Annotated in this window: 21 protein-coding genes; 8 read left to right on the forward strand and 13 right to left on the reverse strand. The window is 58.9% G+C overall.

The features are described 5' to 3' along the window. Nucleotides 1-58 precede the first annotated feature (58 nt). The 7 genes from ACP15U_RS03570 to pyrC form a co-directional block, all read right to left on the reverse strand. The gene (locus tag ACP15U_RS03570) at nucleotides 59-805 is read right to left on the reverse strand and encodes an ABC transporter ATP-binding protein (RefSeq protein WP_425043770.1); all 747 of its coding nucleotides are present in this window, start codon (nucleotides 803-805) and stop codon (nucleotides 59-61) included. After that, entirely contained in the window at nucleotides 802-1584 is a 783-nt protein-coding gene (locus tag ACP15U_RS03575) for an MlaE family ABC transporter permease (protein WP_425043771.1), read from the reverse strand. Before ACP15U_RS03575 ends, ACP15U_RS03570 begins: the two co-directional genes overlap by 4 nt. Next, nucleotides 1581-2615 carry an alanine racemase gene (gene alr / locus ACP15U_RS03580; protein WP_425043772.1) on the reverse strand — a complete coding sequence of 345 codons (1035 nt, stop codon included), beginning with the start codon at nucleotides 2613-2615 and terminating at the stop codon, nucleotides 1581-1583. Before alr ends, ACP15U_RS03575 begins: the two co-directional genes overlap by 4 nt. A gap of 58 nt (nucleotides 2616-2673) precedes the next feature. Beyond that, nucleotides 2674-3105 (reverse strand): YybH family protein, encoded by a 432-nt coding sequence (locus ACP15U_RS03585; RefSeq protein ID WP_425043773.1) that lies wholly within the window; start codon nucleotides 3103-3105, stop codon nucleotides 2674-2676. 23 nt (nucleotides 3106-3128) lie between these two features. After that, nucleotides 3129-4616, reverse strand: a complete 1488-nt coding sequence (locus ACP15U_RS03590) for a replicative DNA helicase (RefSeq protein WP_425043774.1) — start codon at nucleotides 4614-4616, stop codon at nucleotides 3129-3131. Between the two features lie 218 nt (nucleotides 4617-4834). Then, entirely contained in the window at nucleotides 4835-5515 is a 681-nt protein-coding gene (locus ACP15U_RS03595) for an orotate phosphoribosyltransferase (RefSeq protein ID WP_425043775.1), read from the reverse strand. A 69-nt stretch (nucleotides 5516-5584) separates the two neighbouring features. Then, entirely contained in the window at nucleotides 5585-6625 is a 1041-nt protein-coding gene (gene pyrC / locus ACP15U_RS03600; RefSeq protein ID WP_425043776.1) for a dihydroorotase, read from the reverse strand. Between the two features lie 113 nt (nucleotides 6626-6738). On the opposite strand from pyrC, the gene ACP15U_RS03605 reads away from it, so the two are divergent. After that, entirely contained in the window at nucleotides 6739-7200 is a 462-nt protein-coding gene (locus ACP15U_RS03605) for an SRPBCC family protein (protein ID WP_425043777.1), read from the forward strand. A 14-nt stretch (nucleotides 7201-7214) separates the two neighbouring features. Here the strand turns inward: ACP15U_RS03605 and ACP15U_RS03610 are convergent, their stop codons facing one another. The 5 genes from ACP15U_RS03610 to ACP15U_RS03630 all read right to left on the reverse strand — a co-directional run bounded on the left by ACP15U_RS03610 (nucleotide 7215) and on the right by ACP15U_RS03630 (nucleotide 13422). After that, nucleotides 7215-8174: a phosphoadenosine phosphosulfate reductase gene (locus tag ACP15U_RS03610; protein WP_425043778.1), complete on the reverse strand. Its 960-nt coding sequence runs from the start codon at nucleotides 8172-8174 to the stop codon at nucleotides 7215-7217. Between the two features lie 114 nt (nucleotides 8175-8288). Next, nucleotides 8289-9353 carry a glycosyltransferase family 2 protein gene (locus ACP15U_RS03615; protein WP_425043779.1) on the reverse strand — a complete coding sequence of 355 codons (1065 nt, stop codon included), beginning with the start codon at nucleotides 9351-9353 and terminating at the stop codon, nucleotides 8289-8291. A gap of 24 nt (nucleotides 9354-9377) precedes the next feature. Then, complete coding sequence (locus ACP15U_RS03620; RefSeq protein WP_425043780.1) at nucleotides 9378-11759, reverse strand: glycosyltransferase family 2 protein; 2382 nt, start codon at nucleotides 11757-11759, stop codon at nucleotides 9378-9380. A 2-nt stretch (nucleotides 11760-11761) separates the two neighbouring features. Beyond that, nucleotides 11762-12394: a hypothetical protein gene (locus ACP15U_RS03625; RefSeq protein ID WP_425043781.1), complete on the reverse strand. Its 633-nt coding sequence runs from the start codon at nucleotides 12392-12394 to the stop codon at nucleotides 11762-11764. Then, the gene (locus ACP15U_RS03630; RefSeq protein WP_425043782.1) at nucleotides 12391-13422 is read right to left on the reverse strand and encodes a glycosyltransferase family 2 protein; all 1032 of its coding nucleotides are present in this window, start codon (nucleotides 13420-13422) and stop codon (nucleotides 12391-12393) included. Before ACP15U_RS03630 ends, ACP15U_RS03625 begins: the two co-directional genes overlap by 4 nt. Nucleotides 13423-13693: 271 nt before the next feature. Here ACP15U_RS03630 and ACP15U_RS03635 point away from each other — a divergent pair, with 271 nt between their 5' ends. From ACP15U_RS03635 to ACP15U_RS03645, 3 genes are all read left to right on the forward strand, one after another. Next, nucleotides 13694-14602 carry an AAA family ATPase gene (locus ACP15U_RS03635; protein WP_425043783.1) on the forward strand — a complete coding sequence of 303 codons (909 nt, stop codon included), beginning with the start codon at nucleotides 13694-13696 and terminating at the stop codon, nucleotides 14600-14602. A gap of 59 nt (nucleotides 14603-14661) precedes the next feature. Further along, the gene (locus ACP15U_RS03640) at nucleotides 14662-15918 is read left to right on the forward strand and encodes a vWA domain-containing protein (protein WP_425043784.1); all 1257 of its coding nucleotides are present in this window, start codon (nucleotides 14662-14664) and stop codon (nucleotides 15916-15918) included. A gap of 184 nt (nucleotides 15919-16102) precedes the next feature. Then, nucleotides 16103-16630 carry a GNAT family N-acetyltransferase gene (locus tag ACP15U_RS03645; protein ID WP_425043785.1) on the forward strand — a complete coding sequence of 176 codons (528 nt, stop codon included), beginning with the start codon at nucleotides 16103-16105 and terminating at the stop codon, nucleotides 16628-16630. 119 nt (nucleotides 16631-16749) lie between these two features. Here ACP15U_RS03645 and ACP15U_RS03650 read toward each other — a convergent pair whose 3' ends face one another. Then, nucleotides 16750-17253 (reverse strand): hypothetical protein, encoded by a 504-nt coding sequence (locus ACP15U_RS03650; protein WP_425043786.1) that lies wholly within the window; start codon nucleotides 17251-17253, stop codon nucleotides 16750-16752. Nucleotides 17254-17447: 194 nt separating this feature from the next. Between ACP15U_RS03650 and ACP15U_RS03655 the strand changes: the two genes are divergently transcribed. The 4 genes from ACP15U_RS03655 (at nucleotide 17448) to ACP15U_RS03670 (ending at nucleotide 20752) form a co-directional block, all read left to right on the forward strand. After that, on the forward strand, nucleotides 17448-17999 hold the full coding sequence (locus ACP15U_RS03655; protein WP_425043787.1) for a YeeE/YedE thiosulfate transporter family protein: 552 nt from the start codon (nucleotides 17448-17450) through the stop codon (nucleotides 17997-17999). Nucleotides 18000-18002: 3 nt separating this feature from the next. Continuing rightward, nucleotides 18003-18593 carry a YeeE/YedE thiosulfate transporter family protein gene (locus tag ACP15U_RS03660; protein ID WP_425043788.1) on the forward strand — a complete coding sequence of 197 codons (591 nt, stop codon included), beginning with the start codon at nucleotides 18003-18005 and terminating at the stop codon, nucleotides 18591-18593. Nucleotides 18594-18794: 201 nt separating this feature from the next. Then, on the forward strand, nucleotides 18795-19763 hold the full coding sequence (locus ACP15U_RS03665) for an XdhC family protein (protein ID WP_425043789.1): 969 nt from the start codon (nucleotides 18795-18797) through the stop codon (nucleotides 19761-19763). Then, a complete protein-coding gene (locus ACP15U_RS03670; protein ID WP_425043790.1) occupies nucleotides 19760-20752 on the forward strand; it encodes a molybdopterin-binding protein in 993 nt (330 codons plus the stop codon). The genes ACP15U_RS03665 and ACP15U_RS03670 overlap by 4 nt, the downstream gene beginning before the upstream one ends. Nucleotides 20753-20756 lie beyond the last annotated feature (4 nt).

Raw genomic sequence — 20756 nt, forward strand, 5'->3', positions numbered from 1 at the left:
TAGGCGCAAGCGGTGTCATGCGGCAACCGCTGCGATCTGAAACTGTTGCGACGCCCGACTATCGGACCGCTTCGATCGGCCCTTCGGCGCGTCCGTGAATGAACTGGTCGAGGTAGGGATCTCCGCTGGCGTCCATCTCCGCCACGGGGCCGGTCCACTGAATTAGACCGTCATGCAGCATCGCCACGTTGTCGGCGATGGCGCGGACGCTGGACATGTCGTGGGTGATGGTCATGGCCGTCGCCCCCATTTCGACCACGATTTCGCGGATCAGATCGTTGATCACGCCAGACATGATCGGATCGAGACCGGTGGTGGGTTCGTCGAAGAAGATGATTTCAGGCTCGGCAGCAATCGCGCGCGCCAGCCCCACGCGTTTCTGCATGCCCCCGGACAGCTCAGAGGGGAACAGATCAGCGACATTGGAGCGCAGGCCAACACGCCGGAGTTTCTCTATGGCAATGTCGCGCGCCTCCTCCGCCGGGCGTTTGAGTGAGCCGCGCAACAGGCGAAAGGCAACATTCTGCCAGACCGGCAGCGAGTCAAAGAGCGCTCCACCTTGAAACAGCATCCCGAAACGGGCAAGAAACGCATCCCGATCGCCGCTGTCTGCATCTTTGCCATCCACTAGGATCCGCCCGGAATCGGGTTTGATCAGGCCAAGGATGCACTTGAGCGCCACCGATTTCCCGGTGCCCGAGCCGCCAATGATAACCATCGAAGTTGCCTTGGGAATCTCCAGATCCATGCCGCGCAGGACATGGTTGTCGCCAAAAGCCTTTTGAACATTCTCCATCTTGATCATAGCGAGAAGAAAACCCCTGTGAGCATGAAGTTCGCCGCCAGAATCAAGACCGCTGCGGCTTCGACCGAAGATTTCGTGGCCCGGCCCACGCCCTGCGCGCCTCGGCCAGAGTTCATCCCATAAAAACAGCCCATAATTGCAGCAAGGCCACCGAACACCATGCCCTTGACCAGTGACGAGATCACGTCGAGCGGCTCAAGGAAATCGACTGTGTTCTGAAGATACGCGGCAGCGTTGAACCCAAGGCTCTGCGTAGCAACCACATAACCGCCTGCGATGCCGATGATGTCGCCAACACCGACCAGCAACGGGACGGTTATCAGGGCGGCCAGCACACGCGGAGCCACAAGGTATTTCATCGGGTGCGTTGACAGCGTGACAAGGGCGTCGATCTGTTCGGTCACCTTCATCGTGGCGATTTCGGCGGCGATGCTCGACGTGACACGGGCCGCGATCATCAGCCCGACCAGAACCGGGCCAAGTTCCCGCACCATGCCGATTGCCACGATCTGCGGCACGACCGCCTCGGCGTTGAAACGCGCTCCGCCAGCATAGATCTGCAACGCCAGCGCACCTCCGGTGAAAATCGCCGTCAGGCCAACAACCGGCAACGACAGCCAGCCAACCGTCAGCAAGGAATTGACGATTTCACGCGGATAGAAAGGTGGTCGAAAAATGTGCGACAATGCATTGATCGCAAACAAGGTTTCTCGGCCGGCCATCGCCAGTGCATCAAGAACCATGCGCCCGATCCGGGCCAGGAGGTCCAGGGGGTTCATTCCGTGTAGTGCCTCCGATAACGACCGCCAATCGAGGTCAGGATCTCATAGCCGATTGTTCCTGCCGCATCAGCAAGGTCGTCGACGGTTTGCTGCGATCCAAGAATGGAAAGCGTTTCAGGCTCATGGTCAAGATCGGTCACATCGATGCCGATCAAATCCATGGATACCCGCCCCACGATGGTGCAGGCGTGCGCACCAGAATATACGCGTGCCTTGCCGCTCATGGTGCGATGCAGACCGTCGGCGTAACCCGCCGCGACAGTAGCGATGCGCGAAGGCCGGGCGGCTGTCCATGTGTTGGAATATCCCACTGTCTCACCCGGCGTGAGGTTCCGGATCTGAATCACGGGAAGATCAATGGATACCACCGGTTCGGCATCCGCGAAGGGCAGGCCACCGTAGAGGCCAACGCCGGGCCGGGTCAGGTCAAAGTGGTATTCTGGTCCAAGCAGAATCCCACCCGTTGCCGCCAGCGAACGTGGCACGTCAAGCCCGTCGGTCATCTGATGAAAGGCTTTGAGCTGACTGGTGTTCATTGCGTGCGGCGGATCATCGGCACAAGCGAGATGGGACATGATCAAACGAGGCTTCTGCCGCATGGCGATATCGCGCAGCGCCGCCCATTCCTCGGGTTCGATCCCAAGCCGGTTCATTCCTGTGTCGAGCTGAAGGCCGAATGCGTGACCGGGCAGGGCCTCGACATGTCGCAGCATCTGATCGACGGAATTGAGCATTGGTGTCAGGTCATGGGCGCGGATCAGGTCTGCGTCGTCTGCCAAATGTCCGGAAAACACTGAAATATCTGGCCCCGGGCCGATGGCTTCCCGAACGGCGGCGCCTTCTTCGGCAACCGCGACAAAAAACTTGCGGGCGCCCGCTTGGGCAAGAGTGCGGGCAACGACACCGGCGCCCAATCCGTAGCCGTCGGCCTTGACCACAGCCGCGGTCTCGCAGCCGGTCCTGGCGTCCAGCGCTTTCCAGTTGCGGGAGATTGCCCCAAGGTCGATACTCAGAAGTGCTGTGCTCATGGGCTGTTCATGCCACGGGCAGATCGGGCGTCAAGGGGTAATAGGGCGCGGCAGCCGGTCAGGTGGTCGGTTGCGGCATGGAATGCCACCAGATACGCACGTCCTGTGCCAGTCCATCCCGGTCAAACTGGGCGCTCAGCATACCGTCCAGTTCCATGCGGGGCAGCGGATCTCCCGGTTTTCGATCCGGCAATCCGGTTCCTGTGGATCTCGCCCAAATCCTGAACAGCTCTTCGCTGGCCACCTGATAGGTGACGTTCCAGTGCGCGACGCCACCCGATGCCGTTTCCGCAAGTATTTCGTATTGCAGGAAAATGTCGTCCTGCAATTTGATCCTGTCCCAATATGCGGCAAGGGATTCGGGGCCGGTCTGGGCTTGAAAGGGCGTGTTGTGATAGACACCGTCAGGACGAAAGAGGGCAGCAAACCCTTTCGAATCCTGCGATTCCCAAACCCGCTTGTATGCGGCCATGAAGTCCCGGATGCTCATGTCCTTGCCCTTTCAGATCCGGTTCAGAAATCGCCGTTCTCGTCCTGCTGCCACGGTTTTGCAAGGTTGCCGAAACGGGTAAAGCGGCCTTCGAAGGACAGCTCCACAGTGCCGATCGGTCCGTGGCGCTGTTTGCCGATGACCACCTCGGCCTTGCCATGCAAGCGATCCATGCGCTCCTGCCAGGCGGCCATTTCGTCCAGACGATCATCAGACGGTTTTTCGCGTTCTACATAGTATTCTTCGCGGAACACGAACATGACCACGTCGGCGTCCTGCTCGATGGACCCGGATTCCCGCAAATCCGACAATTGCGGGCGTTTGTCATCCCGGCTTTCCACGGTACGCGACAGCTGTGACAAGGCGATCACCGGGATGTTCAGTTCCTTGGCGATGGCTTTCATGCCCATAGAGATCTCACCGATCTCCTGCACCCGGTTCTCGGCCGTGCCCCGGCAAAGTTGCAGATAGTCGATGATGAGCAGGTCGAGCCCGTGCGTCCGTTTCAGCCGCCGCGCCCGCGCCGCCAGCTGCGCGATGGGCAGGGCCGGCGTGTCGTCGATGTAGAGCGGGCAGGCTTCGAGTGATTTTGCCGCGTCTACGAAGCGGCGAAACTCCGCTTCGGTCATGTCGCCGCGCCGGATCTGTTCGGATGGCACTTCGGATGCTTCTGACAGAATCCGGGCGGCGAGCTGCTCGGCACTCATCTCCAATGAATAAAAGCCTACGACACCGCCTTCGACCGTGCCCTCGGACCCGTCGGGTTTGATCCCGCGCTTGTAGGCCTTGGCGACATTGAAGGCGATGTTGGTGGCAAGTGACGTCTTTCCCATCGAGGGGCGCCCGGCGAGAATGATCAGGTCCGACGGGTGCAGCCCCCCGAGTTTCTTGTCGATGTCGATCAGCCCGGTCGAAACACCGGCCAGCCCGCCATCCCGCTGATAGGCTGCGTTGGCAGTATTGACGGCCTCGGTCACGGCCTTGAGGAACGAAACAAATCCGCTTTCGGTCTGGCCCTGTTCCGACAGCTTGTAGAGTTGCTGTTCTGCCTCGACGATCTGTTCCTTGGGCTCCGACGAAACCTCGACCTTGCCGGCCTTGTCGGAAATGTCACGGCCAAGCCGGATCAGTTGTCGGCGGATCGCCAGATCATAGATCATCTGGGCGTAGTCGCGTACTGCAAAAGCGCTGATCGAAGATCCGGCGAGCTTCACCAGATAGGCAGCCCCGCCAAGCTCCTTGAGCCCGTCGTCATCTTCCATGAACGCCTTGAGCGTTACCGGAGAGGCCAGCGCATTCTTGGCGATGCGTGCGGCAGCAATCTCGTAGATCCGGGCGTGAACCGGGTCATAGAAATGCTGCGGCCCGATGATGCTGGCCACCCGATCATAGATATCGTTGTTGGTCAGGATCGCGCCCAGCAACTGCTGTTCGGCTTCGACCGAATTCGGCATGGTATCGGGGGACTGTATGTCCGCCGGTGCCTGTTCGAGTTTGGTGATCTCGTTCATTGTCTGTCCCTGCCGCCTCGGGGGATGTCATACGCTGTCTTGGGGCGTCCCGGCTATCGGGAAATAGCTGGAGATAAGTCGGGGATAACCCAAGGCCAGTTTGCATGTTCGCGGGTGTGGGCGCAACATCTGGTGGCCGGGCAGTAGCCCGGCACCAGATGAAACGGTGTCTCGCGCGATTCGGGCGGAAGTTATCCCCAAACTCTGCACAGGCTGGGCTAAGTCTTTTTGTGCGCTTCCTGCCATCCGCGGGGATCTTCAAGGAAGGCTTCAACCTCGCGCAGCGTATCTGAATCGAACGCACCGGATGCTCTCGCCTCGGCCAGAACGTCCCACCATGTGCAGAGGTGATGGAGGTGAACCCCGTGATCTCCCAGCGTCTTTTCTGTTTCGGGGAAGATGCCATAGTAGAAAATCACCGCGGTGTGCCCACACGAGGCACCTGTGTCGCGAATGGCGTCAACGAAGGACAGTTTCGAGCCGCCATCGGTGGTCAGATCTTCGACCAGCAAAACCCGCTCGCCTTCGGACATAGCGCCCTCGATCCGGGCGTTGCGGCCATAGCCTTTGGGTTTCTTGCGCACATAGGTCATCGGCAGACCCATTCGCTCAGCCACAAGTGCCGCGAAAGGAATTCCGGCCGTTTCCCCGCCGGCGATGTTGTCGAAGGCCTCGAAACCGGCGTCGCGCATCACCGTGACGGTCAGAAAGTCCATCAGAGTCGCCCGAATGCGCGGGTAGGATATCAGTTTGCGACAGTCGATATATGTCGGGCTGGGCAGGCCTGATGCGAGGGTAAAGGGTTCGGACGCGTTGAAATGGACTGCCTTGATTTCCAGCAGCATTCGAGCGGTCAGGCGAGCGATCTCTTCTCTTGGGGGGTAGGAGGTTGGGATCATTTTTGAGACCTCGGGTCTGGGCCGGGAGTGCGGGAGCCTCCGGCGGGAGTACTTGTCAAAAAGATGAAGTCATGTGACGGTCCAAAAGACCGGGAAGCCTGGATCGAACACGGTGACGGGGCCATCATTGCTGTCGATTTTTTGTGGAAAGACAGTGGGTTCTGCGGTTTTTGTCAGGGTGATCGTGTCTTTGTTCACCGGAAGGCCATAAAAACGGGGACCATTGCGGGAGGCAAAATCTTCGAGCCTGTCAAGCGCGCCGTCTTCCTCGAAGACATGAGCCAGAAGCGCCATCGTGTTAGTTGCCGTGAAGCAACCGGCACATCCGCAGGCGGTTTCCTTGTTTGCGTCGGTATGCGGAGCACTGTCTGTGCCGAGGATGAACCGCGCGTCCCCGGATGTTGCGGCTGCGCGCAGGGCAAGCCGGTGGGTTTCGCGTTTTGCGACCGGCAGGCAATAGTAATGCGGTTTGATGCCACCGACCAATATATGGTTGCGGTTGATGATCAGGTGATGCGTGGTGATCGTGGCGCCGAGATCGCTGTCCTGAGATTTCACGTAGTCTACGCCATCGGCGGTTGTGATGTGTTCCATGACGACCCGCAGGCCCGGCGTTGCGCGTCGGATCGGGTCGAGAACGCGTTCGATGAACACTGCTTCACGGTCGAAGATGTCGATATCTGCATCCGTAACTTCGCCATGGACGCAGAGCGGTAGTCCGATCTCGGCCATTTTTTCGAGCACGCCGCGAACTTTGTCGAAATCGCGTACACCGCTTGCCGAGTTGGTGGTGGCTCCTGCGGGATAGAGCTTGACCGCTTTCACAAGGCCGCTGGCAGCGGCTGCGGCAAGGTCTTGCGGATCCGTGTTTTCGGTGAGGTAGAGCGTCATCAGCGGCTCGAACGACATGCCATCGGGCAGTGCCGAGAGAATCCGATCGCGGTAGGCGGCTGCGTGGTCACCGGTAACGACTGGCGGCACGAGATTAGGCATGATGATGGCACGAGCAAAATGGCGTGCGGTTTCTGGCAGAACGGCCTGCAGCATGGCGCCGTCGCGCAGGTGCAAATGCCAATCGTCGGGGCGGCGTATCGTGATGCTCTGGGTCATGGCGCCTCCGCTAGCACAGCCGGGCGGGCGCGAAAAGACCCTGTCGGGCGAGGCAATTTGCGCGCTTCAAACGATCTTCGTCCCGGGGCAGGTTGAAGGCACCGGAGAAAATCGTGACCAGAACCCTGATATTGGAACATACGTACCCCGCTGATCCGGATCGATTGTTCGATCTGGTCACGGATCTGGATACGCTTGATGCGGTGACCCGTCCTTGGTTGTTGTTCGAGCACCTGCCTTCGGGGCAGGTTCACACCGGACAGGTGTTTGACGTCGGTATTTCGCTTTTCGGGATTCTGCCCGAGCGCCCGTATCGCATGGAAGTCACCCTCTGCGATACCGAGGCGCGCTGCATGGTTTCGGAGGAGAACGGGTTTTCTGTCCGTAAGCTTGTGCACCGGCTCGAGGTGCAGCCTGACCCCGCAGGGGCATTGCTGACAGACCGTATCGAGATTGATGCAGGTTGGTTCACCCACGCCGTCGCGGGCTGGATCCGGCTCACCCATGTCTGGCGTCACAGGATCAGACTCAAATTGCTCCGCCAACAGCGGCCGCGCGAAAACTCACCGAGCTAAGTTCTGCCGCTTCTTCAGGCGGAACTGGGTGGAAAGGTGAAGAGCCCCTGTTCGGCGTCCTTTTTCAGCGCGTCGAGGCGACGGCGGAATTTCGGCCCTTTCATTCGCGAAACGACATTGCGGCAAAGAACTGCGGTCAGATACGGGCGGTCTTCGGCGTCAAGAACTGCCATCAGGGCGCGCAGATAAGCAGAGTTCTTGCGACGCGCGCGGTAGAGCTGTGCAAAGCTGGTCCGGTTGAGCTCGCCATTGCCGGCCAGCAGTAACAGCCTGTAGAGCATGCCCATGTTAATCATTTGGGTCTGAAGGGCGCTGCCCATGTTGCGCATGCGCAGTCGTTCGACATTGCTGCGTTCGAACAGGGCAGAATGCATCGCGTCCAGATCCTGATGGGGATCATACAGAACGAACGCCTGCTGTGCTGCGTCGATCATATCGGGGGCATAACCGAAACGGTCAGTGAAACTTGTGCGACGCATTTCGATGAACCGGTCGTCCCATTCGGCCATCCGCGGGTCAAGTGTGGCCTGCGGCTGGACGGCGATCACGGTGGCACCAGGCGCCGCGACCGAAAAGGCGGCTGCCGCGTATCCGCAGGGGCCGGCTCCGTAAAAGATGACTTGATCGAAGTCTTCAAAGAACCCGTCATCAATCAACTGGTCAAAGAATCCGTAGATGCGCTGATCGCGGAACCACGTATCCCCGTCCGAAATCAGGCAAAGGTGCGACCAGCCCTGTGATTTCACCAGATCAAAACCCAGCGGCTGTTCGGTTTCCGAAAGTGCCTGAATACCCTGAATGGTTTCAAACGTGACGAGAAGCGTGCTCTTGAGGTCGATGAAAGTTGCAAAGTGTTTTTCGCCCAGATCCTGCGACATGCCGTTTTCGTCGGCCAGCGCCATAAGACGCGTCTTCCATTCCGGCTTTTCCAGCCCGGCAAGGGAAACGTCGATGGAATTCACTACGTCCTGCATCGCTCTGATCCTCAAGGTCCGGCCATCTGGCGGGCCGGTCATTGGCTTGAGAACTACAGACAGAATGCGGCCAAAATCGGAAAAAACCGGGCCGGTTTCGCGGAGAAGCGGCGGCTACTTCTTGCCCGCTTGCGCCCGCCCGACATTGGCAAAGCCGGTCAGGGTCTGGGCCGAGGCATGGCTGATGGTGCGCGATGGCGGGGTCATCATCAGGCGGGCGAAGAGCGCGCGGAACGGCTCCTGCGTCATCAGTTTCTGGAACCGAGACTGCCGCCAGCTGACGGCCTTGCGGTGCAGCCGGCCAAGCTCCGGATCATCGTGCAAAGCCTTGCGGAGCGGCGCGCGTGCGGGCTCCAGCCGGGTTATGGTCGTGTCGGTTTCCTGGTTGAAATTGCGCTCGACCCAGTAATCGACATCGAGCATGTGATCGGAATGCACCGCCCGTCCGCGATCGGCCTTGAGCACATAGCTTTCCATCGCGCCAAGCGGGTAGTGGTTCAGTTGCGCATGCAGGAAATTCGACCGGCCATAGTTGGAGAAGAGCCGCTTGGTCTTGAAGTGTTCGTTCAGCTCCCGGCCATTGCAGTCGAACCAGCGGAATTTGTCCAGGATCTCCTCGTCCGGGGAGCGGGGGCGGTGAACCCCGAGTTTCCTGTAGGTTCCGTCATTGCGGTAGAGCGTCTTGAACATCGCGGCCCGCCAAGGCCAGTAGATCACTTCGGGCGCGCAGCGGGTGAAGGTCTCGGTGATCAGGCCGTCGGAATAGCGCACGGTGTCGGCATTGCCGAAGAGCCGCCAGGTCAGGGTGATGGCATCCGCTTCGGGCAGGGCGGCAAGCAGGTCGGGCAGGGTGCCGCCGCCCGCGTGGATGTTCACGAACTCGTCGACATCCAGCGCAAGGATCCAGTCGGCCTTGCGCACCTGCTTGGTCTTGTCCGCCGCCTTCAGAGCCGTGAACTGGATGCCGCCCTTGTCGTAGGGGCCGTCATTGCGGATATGGGTCAGGTGGCCCAATTCCTGCAACCGGTCCAGCATAGTGTCGGTGCCGTCCTGACAGTCGTTGGAGAAGACCAGGAAATCGGTAAAGCCAACCGCCTGATGATGCGCCAGCCATTCCAGCAGGAACGCAGCCTCGTTGCGGACCGTGAGGACGGCAAGAAATCTGGGTGAGGTCGCCATTCAACTCCCGCGCGGCCGAAGCCGTCAGCTCTCCATGTCCAGCGCCAGCGCATAGGCCACGCGTTCGGTTTCGGTCAGCTTCACCCGGAGCGCCTGATTGTAGAGATCCTCGAACTCCGGCATTTTGTGCAGTTCTTCGGCCTTGGCCCGGTGCCAGTCGAGCCCCTTTTCGTGCCAGCCGCGCAGCACGTCGTCTTGCATCAGTCGATCATATTCCGCCCGGAGCCGGGGAATGTTGCGCTTGATGGTGATATCGCGAAAATCGGACCAGTCCATGCGGATCCAGTAATTCAGCCCGATCGACCGGTCGACATGTAGTGCCCGGCCACGCTGGCGCTTGATCAAGAAGCTTTCGGCACTGCGCAGAGCGTAATGGTTGAGTTGAAGTAGGTCATACCCAATTGACTTTTTCGAACTTCTCCAGCCGTTCTCTGCCACCTCTTTGGTCATATTCTTGCCGGATCCATTCACCCAGTGGATTTTCGACTTAAACTCTGAGACCAACTTGTTCGGTCTGTGGCAACTGATCTTTTCATAGGCCCCGATGTTCTTGAACATGGTCTTAAAACCCCAGACCGTGTGGGGTTTGGGGCAGAATTTTGGTGCGCAGGTGTCGAACTGGTCGATCACGAATTCGTCGGAAAGCCGGGTCACGCCATTGTGGCCGAACAGCCGCCAAGTCATCGCAACATTGGTGGCGTCGGGAACCCGATCAAAGAAATCCTGCAAGGTACCATTGCCGCAGCGAATATTCATGAACTCGTCCACGTCGATATGGATGATCCATTCGGCATTGCGGATAACCGGCTCCTTGAGGCTTTGGTTTAGCGCATATTGCTGTGGTGAGTTACCTTTCCACATGTCATTATTGCGATGTTGCAAAACGCCGAGTTCCTGCAGTCGATCCAGTATCTCGCTGGTCCCGTCGGTGCAGTCATTTGTGTAGATCAGAAAATTGTCGACGCCGATGGCGCGATGATAGGCGACCCATTCAATAATGTAGGGCGCTTCGTTCTTCATGCAGCCGACGATTACATTGCCGCTGTTTCCGTCAGGCAGATCGCGCAATGGGATTTCCGGGTGCGCGGCTGCGAGTTCTTCTTCGTTGACGCTGCCCAACCGATTGTGAGGCGCGAAGGAGGAGGTTTTCAGCTTCTCGAAATTCTGCACAGCAAGGGGCGGCATCAATGCGCGGGCGGTTTCGGTCAAACCATCCTCCGGAGAGGCGGCGGCCTTGGGTTTTGAGGGGGCCGCTGGCGTTGAACCGTTGATACGGGCAAGGTCTGCCGCCTTGGCCTTGCGCTGCTCCCTTGTGGCCTTTTCGATCCGAAACATAAAGGTCAGCAAATACTGCGACGCCCGGAAACCCATTTCGGTATCGGCTTCCGTCCAACCCATGCCCTTGTCCGGGCGGTCGAACTGGCTATGATCCAGACCGGCGTGAGAACCTGCCAGCTCCGCGTTGGCCGCTGCAAACCGGTCCGAGATCACCGAGGCCGATCCCGGCGGAATCGGCAAACCGCCAATTTCGATTTCGTTGATAAAGCTACGCCACAATTGCCGTGGAAGGATTTTATTGCGGCTTTCTAGAACCTTCAGGATCAGGTCGTTCAGTTGCCGCCCACGCGCCAGCCAAGCGGCGGACGGAGCGGCGGGAACGGCGCTCGTCGGCGCTTTGCCCAAAGTTGACCGGATCTCAAAAGCGTCGCGCACCTCTTCCGTCGCTTCCGGGCTGGAAAAGCGGTCTGGGTCGTAGCCTCGCAGATGCACAGATCCGGTTCCGAAGACGTCCTCCCAGAATCCAACGAGAGCCGAATAGTCGAGCCAGAAGGGGGGGGCCTGGTTTTCCAGAAACTGACCGGCCTGAGGGTCGATTGCCGGAGCGGCCTTAAGGCAGGCCTGCCACCAGTCATCGGCGCCGCATAGATCCAGATCGCGCGACAGCGGCGCAGCCCGCCCTTCCAGAACCTGTTGCGCATAGTGATTAACCAGCAATCGGGCGGGTTCGTCCACATGGGCCACCACGCGGATATCGTTTGAGAGCGGCGCAAGAAGATCACGCAGGCGCTGCAGTTCGGATTGGCGGCAAAGCGAAGCACCGAGCTGTGATGCCGAGAGGATCAGGTGATCGGGCTTGTGCTGCGCCACATCCCGGGAAAGATCCTGGGTTAGCGCATCCCTCAACACCTTTTGTTTCTCTCCCGTGATGTATCCACGATTGAACCGTAACGGGTCGATATGGTCGGGATCCGTCACCGCCATGAACAGGCGGGTGTGGTTCTTGGCGCCGGGGCTGCGGGGAAAGAGGACACCCTTGCCCAACATCTGTTCCCGTTTGGTTGCCATGACCTGCTGCAGCCGGGATGCGCCGACATGTTCCAGTCCGATATGCAAGTGGATACGCATTCTCAGGCCCTTTCCCGGTCCATGTCGGGATTAGCATTCAACTGGCCCCACCACGGCAGGTCGCGTCCCAGATGGGCGCCGATCTTCTCGGGCGCCGTCGGGTCGGCGATGTCGAAGAGCAAGAAGTCAGGATCGTCCCGGAACCAATGGGACAAGGTCGCATAGTGACCTTCGATCCATTGCACCCGTTCCCGGGTGGTTTCTCCATATCCGGATGGCAGGCCGGGAATTGCACTCGCAGGCAGGCGTTCGATCCCCATCGTGTTCCAGCCCAGCATGGATTGAGACAGCGTGAACGGATCGCGCCATGAGGCAAGGAATTTCACACCGGGATGATGCGTGCGGATGGCCGAAATCAGCGCAAAATCACATTGCGGCCAAAGCGACCGTTCGGAATTGAGCATCGACATTTCTGAAATCGCACCGATCCCGGGAATTTCTGCCAGGGGATCACCAGTAGCAAAGTAGCCACGATAGAGAACATCGGCCACGAACTGCTTTTTCAACACCGGGTCGTCGACCTGACGCCCTCTCAAGCGGTGGTCTGCAACAGACAGGCCGGACAGGCGCAGCGCCTTGGCAAGCGTGGTGGTTCCGGTCTTGGGAAGTCCCAGATTGACGGCCTGAAGGCTCATGCGATCACCCCCAGACTTTTCAGCATATCTTCTTCCTGAGGTGGCAGCTTAGAGGCCGTTCGGAGCTGCTTCTGCATCGCCTGATACTCTGGCTGTTCCAGCAATTCGTCCCGCCGCTTTTCATGCGCGACAACACTGGCCGCGTGCAGCTTTCCGATTTCTTCGTCCGATTTCAATTCGGACAAGGCCTCGTTCAAAGCGGGCAAATAGCGCTGTATCGACAGATCCTGCCAAGCAGGGTCGTTGCGTTCGCGCCAATACGTATCGTCAAAGGCGCGGTTTTCGCGGTTTACATCGCCCCGGTCATTCTTGACGAGGTAACTATCAAGCGATCTCAGCGCATAGTGGTTCAGCGTGGCAAATGCGCGGGCGCCTTTGGCGGGAAATTTGCGGATTCTTCGCGGGTTTGCTGCAACATGGAACTTGTGCGGCACCGGGCGGCCCGCCCCATCTGTCCATGCCGGCCGCTTTCGCGGAGCAAGATTGCCTTTGAAAAAGGGTCTGTGCGCGCCGTAGTACTGCAGAGGAAAGTCGTTTCTAACCAGCGACTTGACCTCGATTGCGGCATCGCCGCACCATAGGTCGGGATTGTGGCTGCGCGTAAATTGTTCAATGACCGGGCGGTCCACAAAGCGGTCCACGTCATCATTGGCAAAAAATTGGAAGTTGACGGAAATTGCCTGCGGATCACCACAAGCATCAATCAGTGCCGGAATTGTATGATTTCCAGCATGAATGTTCAGGAACTCGTCCACATCGGCGACCCAAATCCAGTCTGCCTCCAGGACCAAATCCTGTTTTCGCGCGTCCTTGAGTGCCTCCATCTGATAGTTGCGCCCCTTCGCGGGGTTCGGCAGATGGTGCACATGACCGCGTGCCTCCAGTGCATCCAGCAGATGATCGGTTCCGTCAGTGCAATCATTGGAATAAAAAAGAAAATCGGTCACACCGATCAGTCGATTGAAAGCAATCCATTCCAGCAGGAACGGTCCTTCGTTCTTGACGCAGGTAACGGCCGTTATCCGCATGCTACCTGTCCCAGCACCTGCCGAAGAGTTTCCACATCCGTGGATCCGCGTGAACTGCCACTCATCACTCTGGTTCCGCCTCTGCCGCCCATTGCCTGTCAGGCGACCTGTATTTCTTTCTCAATTGATTGCATTTATGGCCGAATCCGTCAACACAGACAGCATCTTGCCTCAGGTCAACGGGACCAAAGGCCGATGCGACAAATCCCTTAGCTCTCTTGACGCTGGGCGCATGGCGTGACCTGTTTGGCGCGGGATCGGGAGACAACACATGCAGCAGCCGCAATCAATCGATGAAGTGCAGCAAACGCTGGGCGAACAGGGCTATATCTGCGGCCGGCCGTTGGCGACGGTGGTGTTTTTGTCCCTCAAACTGGGCAGACCGGTCTTTCTCGAGGGCGAGGCCGGGGTTGGCAAGACAGAAATCGCCAAAGCCATTGCCGCCGCTCTTGGCCGCCGCCTTATCCGTTTGCAGTGTTACGAGGGGCTGGATGCCGGATCTGCTGTTTACGAGTGGAATTTTCCAGCACAGATGGTTGCGATCCGTACGGCCGAAGCATCGGGAGGAGCGGATCGCGACAGCTTGCAACAAGAGTTGTTCGGGCCGGATTATCTTGTAGAGCGCCCGCTGTTGCAGGCCATGCGTCCTGATGAAAACGGGGCTCCGGTCTTGCTCATTGACGAACTGGACCGCACTGACGAACCGTTCGAGGCGTTTCTGCTTGAGGCTCTTTCGGACTTTCAGGTCACGATCCCGGAACTGGGCACCATCAAGGCTCCTGAACCACCGATTGTTATTCTGACCTCCAATCGAACCCGAGAGGTTCACGACGCATTGAAGCGCCGCTGTCTCTATCATTGGGTCGATTATCCTGATTTCGACCGCGAAGTCGAGATCCTGAGGTCGCGCGCGCCGGAAGTGGCCGAAGACCTCAGCCGTCAGGTGGTTGCCTTTGTTCAGGCCCTTCGCGGCGAAGACCTGTTCAAAAAACCCGGAGTGGCGGAAACGATCGACTGGGCGAAATGCCTGCTTGCTCTCGATGTGATCGATCTCAGCCCCGAAGTGATCGCGGACACGCTTGGTGCAATCCTGAAATACCAGGATGATATCCAGAAGCTTCAGGGCTCCGAGGCCAAAAAGATCCTTGATCAGGCCAAGGCCGCGCTCGAGCCCGCATGATGTTTCGCGTTTTCTGCAACCACTGCAAAGGGTGGGGGGCAAGCCCCCACGGTGGCTGAATGCCGGCACATACCCCACTGGACATACCCGACGACCCGAAGCTGGCGCAGAATATCATTCACTTCGCACGCGCCTTGCGCAGCGCCGGGCTGCCGGTTGGGCCGGGCCGGGTCATTGATGCGATCCGCGCGGTCGAGGCGGCAGGCTTTACCGAACGCCGCGATTTCTACTGGACGCTGCACGCCTGCTTTGTGAACCGACCCGAGCATCGCATTGTCTTTGCGCAGATCTTCCGCCTGTACTGGCGCGACCCGCGCTTTCTTGAGCACATGATGTCGATGCTTTTGCCGGCAATCCGCGGGGTTCAGGAAGAGCAAAAAGCGAACGCCGCGGAAAAACGCGCCGCCGAGGCGCTTTTGCAGGGGGTTGAACAAGGCCTGCCCGATCCGGTGCCAGAGGAAACCGGGTCCGAAATCGAGATTGACGCCTCGCTGACCATGTCGGCCGAGGAGAGGTTACGCACTCTGGATTTTGAGCAGATGAGCACCGAAGAGGTTGCGCGGGCAAAACGGATGCTGGCGCGGCTGGAACTCCCGGTCAAACCGCTCAAATCCCGCAGGACCCGCATTGATCTGCAAGGTCACCGCGTTGCGTGGCGCCGCACGATGCGCAACTCGATGCGGCAAGGGGGGGAGATCTACGACATAGCCCTAAAGAAACGGCAGCAGCGGTGGCCGAACCTGGTCGTTCTTTGCGATATTTCCGGATCAATGAGCCAATACAGTCGGGTAATCCTGCATTTTTTGCACGCCGTTTCTAATGCAAAGGGTGCAGATTGGGCCAAGGTTCACGCTTTTACTTTTGGAACCCGCCTGACCAACATCACCCGCCATCTGCGGCATCGGGATGTCGACGCCGCTCTGGCGGCTGCCGGGGCGGAAGCGCAGGATTGGGAGGGCGGGACGCGGATCGGATCCTGTCTGCACACCTTCAACCGCGACTGGTCGCGCAGGGTAATGGGGCAGGGGGCTGTGGTGCTTTTGATCACTGACGGCCTGGACCGCGATGACCCTGTCGCTTTGGAAAAGGAAATCGAACGCCTTCACCTTTCAGCCCGTCGCCTGATCTGGCTCAATCCGCTCCTGCGCTGGGACGGGTTTGCCCCAAAGGCGCAGGGCATTCGGACAATGCTGCCGCATGTCGACAGTTTCCGGGCGGGGCATTCGATCGCTTCGCTGGAGGATCTGGCCGACGTCATATCAAGGCCCGAAGATGTCGGCGAGAAAGCGCGCTTGCTGCAATTGATTGCCGAGTAGATTGGATACCGGGCGCGGAACAACGGGTACGTTTGTTGTGTTCTTTGGTTCGGTTCAGGCTTGAGACACGAGTTGCCGCGAGAAACTGTCGATTAACGCTCGGAAAGGATCAATCGCCCCCCCCGCGCGTGATTGCGAAACTCACCGGGAAAGGCGATGATGCCTGCACTTTTTGAGGTGTTTCATGGACAAAGTGGAAATCGAACTCTGCGACTGCCTGCCGCCAAAGGACGAGCTCAATCATATTCTGTCGCAATATTATGAGCTTATCGTCCAAAGAATGCGGGCTATGGGTCTTGGTATTGATCCGGCCGCACCACAAAGCGCACTTGCAGAATTCTGGGCCAATTCGGATGACTACTTGCCGCCAAAGGGATGCCTTGTGGTCGCTCGGAACAGTTCGGGAGAGATTGTCGGGTGCGGAATGCTGAAATGCCTCGATCAGGACACGGGTGAATTGAAACGCGTCTTTGTGACCGAAAGCGCAAGAGGAACTGGCACTGGGCGCGCCTTGATCGAAGCCCGTGAAAACGCCGCGCGAAACATGGGTCTGAAACGGCTGGTGGCAGATACGCTGACGCCCAATGTGGAAATGCGAGACCTGTATCCCAAGCTGGGCTTTGTTGAGCTCGACACACCGATCGAAACGACAACTTACAAGGATCAGCCGATGTTACGCCCTCATTTGCATTACTTTGCGAAGGATCTCTGAGGGCCAAGGCGGTGACAAACCGACGTCGCGGAGGCGGATCGTTGCGACAGCGCGGGAGGCCTGCCCGTCACGGTCGACGAAACGCGGCGCAGGCACGTACCCGCGCCGCCTGCCTTACGTCACTGCATTTGCTTTGCGTTGCATTCCCGCGCCATTTCCAGCGCCTTGTAGGTGCCGGCCAGATCCACCGAGAAACCATAGGTGGTTTCCGGGAATACCGTCATCACATGCTGCTTGGCGATATCCTCTACAAATCGCGGATCGTCGGTGAGAATGTAGCCACCCGAATAACCCTTGGTGATGTTGCCACGCATGCCGGTTGCCTCGCCAACATAGAGGTTTTCGCCAATCATCACTGCGACCGCTTCCTTCTGGCCTTTCTTGATGTCGGTTTCTCCTTTGGCAAACACGCCAAGATAGGCGACTGAACGATCTTCGGTCAGGCCCATCTGCACTACATTATCGAGATCATCCTTGGTTTCGATCAAGCAGGTCCTTTTTTCAACGTCGACAAAGACGTTCCAGCCTTCAGCCTCACCATATTTCTGGAATGTATCGGCATATGCGCCGGTGGCGGCTGCGGCACAGACTGCGCCTGCTGCAAGAAGGGTGTTAATTTTCAATGTTTTGCTCCGTGTCTCAATATGGTTCTGCGGGGTGGCATGTGCCGGTGTCACTTGCCGGTACGTTAGGTGCCAGCCGAGAGCGCGACAAGACCATTTGACCCGGCCAGGCGGTGAATTTGATCTAAATCATGCAGAAAGCGGAATGTGTAATATATTCTGCAGTCGGAATGTAAACTGCGAAAGGAAATCCCATGCCTTTGAATTGGAAACTGGGCGGGTTGCTTCTGGGGCTGGTGTTCTTTGCCGCCGTGCTGTTGGTCAAGCCCATTGGTGTTTCAACACAGTTCGTGATCCTCAATGGTATCATTGCCGACGTGGCAAACCCCGAACTGGTGACGCAAACGGATGATGGCTATACCTCGACCAACGCATATCTCGCAAAATCCGGTGGGAAATACGCAAAATCCGTAGCCAACCCCCTCAATTATTCCTTTGTCTTCGTCATCGCGATGATGATCGGGGGCTTTTTGTCCGCCATGGCTCGCGGCGGGATCCCGGCCAGTGAACGCGCGATCCCCGCGCTCTGGCGTGCCAACTTTGGCGATGCCGCGTGGAAGCGCTATGTCGCCGCTTTTGCAGGTGGGTTCGTCGTGCTCTACGGTGCCCGACTGGCCGGAGGCTGCACGTCCGGTCACATGATGTCGGGCATGATGCAGACCGCCCTGAGCGGTTACATCTTTGCGGCCGGCGCCTTTGCAGCCGCGATTCCCGTCTCTCTTATGCTCTTCAAACAGGAGGCCTGAACCATGACCTCGATCATTCTTGCCTTGGTGATCGGAGCCGCCTTCGGAGCGGTTCTGGATCGGGTCGGCGCTTCGAGCCCGAATTTCATCGGGTCGATGCTCAACCTGACCAACCTGAATCTTGCAAAATCAATCCTGTTGGCGATCGGCGTCGGGTCTGTCCTGATGTTCGGTGGCCAGATGCTGGGGTTCGTTGATGTCGGGCATATGTCGGTGAAAACCGCCTATGTCGGTGTGTTTCTCGGCGGGTTGCTGCTTGGGGCCGGGTGGGCACTGTCGGGTTATTGCCCGGGCACAGGTGTTGTTGCGGCCGCATCGGGGCGCAAGGACGCGCTGTTCTTTATCGCCGGCGGGCTGTTTGGGGCTGCCGCATATATGGTCACTTACCCTGCTTGGAAATCCTCGGGTCTTCTTGACAAGATTGCCGGCGGGAAGGTGACGCTGGGGGCGGTGCCGGGGGCCAAGTATGACGGGCTGACAGCCTTGCCTGGGGATGTTCTTGGGATTGTTCTGGGGCTTGCCTTCATCGCTGTAGCCTTTGCCTTGCCCGAGCGTCTGATGGGGCAGCCGGTTGCGCCACAACCAGCGGAATGATCCGCCTGTAATGCGAGAATACGGGAGAGCCCATCTCCCGTTGCGTGACCAGCTTGCTATCATCCGGTCACGCTCTGCGGCCCGGTGACTTGTGTTCCCACCGGGCCGCTTTCAACTACGACTTTCCTCCATGTTTTCAGCGTGGTGATTTGGGCAGACATTGCCCTGCGACTGATCCATACTGTGCCGCAGGAGGACGAGATGGACCGATTTGACACAAGTCCCGAAACTGCTCTGCACTGGCATCAGCAAGGAACAGGTGCCGCGTTGGCAACTGTGGTTGAAACATGGGGCAGCGCCCCGCGCAGGGTAGGCGCGCAACTGGTCATCGGGGGCGACGGGCGGATCGAGGGATCGGTTTCGGGGGGGTGTGTCGAAGGCGCCGTGATTGTCGAAGCGTTAGAGGCGATCGACGCGGGTGAGGCACGGCTGTTGGAGTTTGGTGTCAGCGACGAAGATGCCTTCGCGGTCGGTCTGGCCTGTGGCGGAACGATCCGCGTGCTGGTCGAACCTGTGGGCAAAGTGCTGTCCGAGGCGATGCTGAGCGAATTGGTTGCGGCCCGGTCTGCGCGCGAGGCGCTGGCTTATGTGGTCAATCTTGAAACCGGACACCGCGAATTGCGACGCGGCCAGCACCCAGAGCGGATGCGGATGGACCGGTCGGGTTTCGAGGAAGATGGCCAGACCTTCGTGGCGATCCACAACCCGCCGCTGCGGTTGATCCTTATTGGTGCGGTTCACATTGCACAGGCTTTGGTTCCCATGGCGCGTATCGCCGGCTACGACCCGGTGATTGTCGACCCGCGCGAGGCCTTTGCGTCCGATACCCGGTTTCCCGGTGAAACGATTGTCACCGAATGGCCCGATGAGGCTGTGGCCCGGCTGGGGCTCGATCCGCGCACAGCGGTGGTCTTGCTCACACATGATCCCAAGCTGGATGACCCGGCGCTGAAGGCTGCGCTTGAGGCGGACGTGTTCTATATCGGGGCGCTGGGTTCGAAGCGGACCCATGCCAAACGGGTAGAGCGTATGCAGGATGCTGGGTTCACACCGGAGCAGATTTATACCATTCACGGGCCTATCGGGCTCGATATCGGGGCCGCCGGGCCTGCCGAAATTGCTGTATCTATCCTTGCGGAAATGACGGCTGTTTTGCGGGGCAAGGCATGAAATTTGGGCCGGTCCCGGTGGCCGAGGCCGAAGGCGCGATACTGGCACACTCTATCCGGGCCGGATCGCGAAAGCTGCGCAAGGGCCTGACCCTGTCCGCACAGGATCTTGCGGATTTGCGCGATGCAGCGGTTTCCGAGGTGATCGTTGCCCGGTTGGAACCGGATGACCTGCATGAAAACACGGCAGCGGCTGAACTCGCCGCCGCCCTTGTCCCGGACCCTGCCGGAGTAAATCTGCGCCTGACCGAACCCTTCACGGGCCGCGTCAACCTCCTGGCCCGCGGGCCTGGTGTTGTTGTTCTGGATGTTGCGGGGTTGGAGCAGTTCAACCAGGTCCATCCGATGATCACAGTGGCCACGGTGCCTCAGCACCAGCAGTTGGCCAAGGATGGAATGGTCGCGACGATCAAGGTGATATCATACGCAGTTCCGGAAGGTGCCGTGGCCGAGGCCGCCGGGGCCGGTTCAAACGCGGTGCAGCTCGCGGCGCCTGTTTATCGGACAGTGGGGCTCGTGATTTCTGAAATTCCGGGTGGTCCATCCAACGACAAGGGGGTTGCTGCAATCCGTGGCAGGGTCAAAACGCTAGGAATGGATCTGGCCGAGATCGCGACCGTGCCTCATCGGACAGATGATCTGGCCGAGGCTATCAAAGAGATCGATTCTGACATGATCCTGATCCTGACAGGGTCGGCGACATCCGATCCTGACGATGTTGCGCCCGCAGCCGTGCGGGCGGCGGGCGGAGTGGTTGAGCGGTTCGGTATGCCGGTCGACCCCGGAAATCTGCTTTTCCTCGGCAATCTGGGGGACCGCCCGGTTATCGGTCTGCCGGGATGCGCCCGATCGCCCGCGCTGAACGGTGCTGACTGGATTCTGAGTCGGATCGCCTGCGGTATCCCAACCACCGGTTCGGACATCGCTGCGATGGGCGTCGGTGGTCTGCTCAAGGAAATACCGACGCGACCCCAACCGAGATCCGGATAGGGTC

Origin of the sequence: Primorskyibacter sp. S87 (genome assembly GCF_049801055.1) — a bacterium.
In the GTDB taxonomy this organism is placed as follows: domain Bacteria; phylum Pseudomonadota; class Alphaproteobacteria; order Rhodobacterales; family Rhodobacteraceae; genus JBNAGF01.

What these genes read in the sequence shown, in the direction of transcription:
- ACP15U_RS03585 (WP_425043773.1), bottom strand. Translation starts at nt 3,105, where the DNA reads ATGAGCATCCGGGACTTCATGGCCGCATACAAGCGGGTTTGGGAATCG.
- ACP15U_RS03640 (WP_425043784.1), top strand. Translation starts at nt 14,662, where the DNA reads ATGCCGGCACATACCCCACTGGACATACCCGACGACCCGAAGCTGGCG.
- ACP15U_RS03645 (WP_425043785.1), top strand. Translation starts at nt 16,103, where the DNA reads ATGGACAAAGTGGAAATCGAACTCTGCGACTGCCTGCCGCCAAAGGAC.
- ACP15U_RS03630 (WP_425043782.1), bottom strand. Translation starts at nt 13,422, where the DNA reads ATGCGGATAACGGCCGTTACCTGCGTCAAGAACGAAGGACCGTTCCTG.
- ACP15U_RS03655 (WP_425043787.1), top strand. Translation starts at nt 17,448, where the DNA reads ATGCCTTTGAATTGGAAACTGGGCGGGTTGCTTCTGGGGCTGGTGTTC.
- ACP15U_RS03660 (WP_425043788.1), top strand. Translation starts at nt 18,003, where the DNA reads ATGACCTCGATCATTCTTGCCTTGGTGATCGGAGCCGCCTTCGGAGCG.
- ACP15U_RS03625 (WP_425043781.1), bottom strand. Translation starts at nt 12,394, where the DNA reads ATGAGCCTTCAGGCCGTCAATCTGGGACTTCCCAAGACCGGAACCACC.
- ACP15U_RS03670 (WP_425043790.1), top strand. Translation starts at nt 19,760, where the DNA reads ATGAAATTTGGGCCGGTCCCGGTGGCCGAGGCCGAAGGCGCGATACTG.
- pyrC (WP_425043776.1), bottom strand. Translation starts at nt 6,625, where the DNA reads ATGACCCAGAGCATCACGATACGCCGCCCCGACGATTGGCATTTGCAC.
- ACP15U_RS03615 (WP_425043779.1), bottom strand. Translation starts at nt 9,353, where the DNA reads ATGGCGACCTCACCCAGATTTCTTGCCGTCCTCACGGTCCGCAACGAG.
- ACP15U_RS03620 (WP_425043780.1), bottom strand. Translation starts at nt 11,759, where the DNA reads ATGCGTATCCACTTGCATATCGGACTGGAACATGTCGGCGCATCCCGG.
- alr (WP_425043772.1), bottom strand. Translation starts at nt 2,615, where the DNA reads ATGAGCACAGCACTTCTGAGTATCGACCTTGGGGCAATCTCCCGCAAC.
- ACP15U_RS03610 (WP_425043778.1), bottom strand. Translation starts at nt 8,174, where the DNA reads ATGCAGGACGTAGTGAATTCCATCGACGTTTCCCTTGCCGGGCTGGAA.
- ACP15U_RS03635 (WP_425043783.1), top strand. Translation starts at nt 13,694, where the DNA reads ATGCAGCAGCCGCAATCAATCGATGAAGTGCAGCAAACGCTGGGCGAA.
- ACP15U_RS03575 (WP_425043771.1), bottom strand. Translation starts at nt 1,584, where the DNA reads ATGAACCCCCTGGACCTCCTGGCCCGGATCGGGCGCATGGTTCTTGAT.
- ACP15U_RS03590 (WP_425043774.1), bottom strand. Translation starts at nt 4,616, where the DNA reads ATGAACGAGATCACCAAACTCGAACAGGCACCGGCGGACATACAGTCC.
- ACP15U_RS03595 (WP_425043775.1), bottom strand. Translation starts at nt 5,515, where the DNA reads ATGATCCCAACCTCCTACCCCCCAAGAGAAGAGATCGCTCGCCTGACC.
- ACP15U_RS03570 (WP_425043770.1), bottom strand. Translation starts at nt 805, where the DNA reads ATGATCAAGATGGAGAATGTTCAAAAGGCTTTTGGCGACAACCATGTC.
- ACP15U_RS03665 (WP_425043789.1), top strand. Translation starts at nt 18,795, where the DNA reads ATGGACCGATTTGACACAAGTCCCGAAACTGCTCTGCACTGGCATCAG.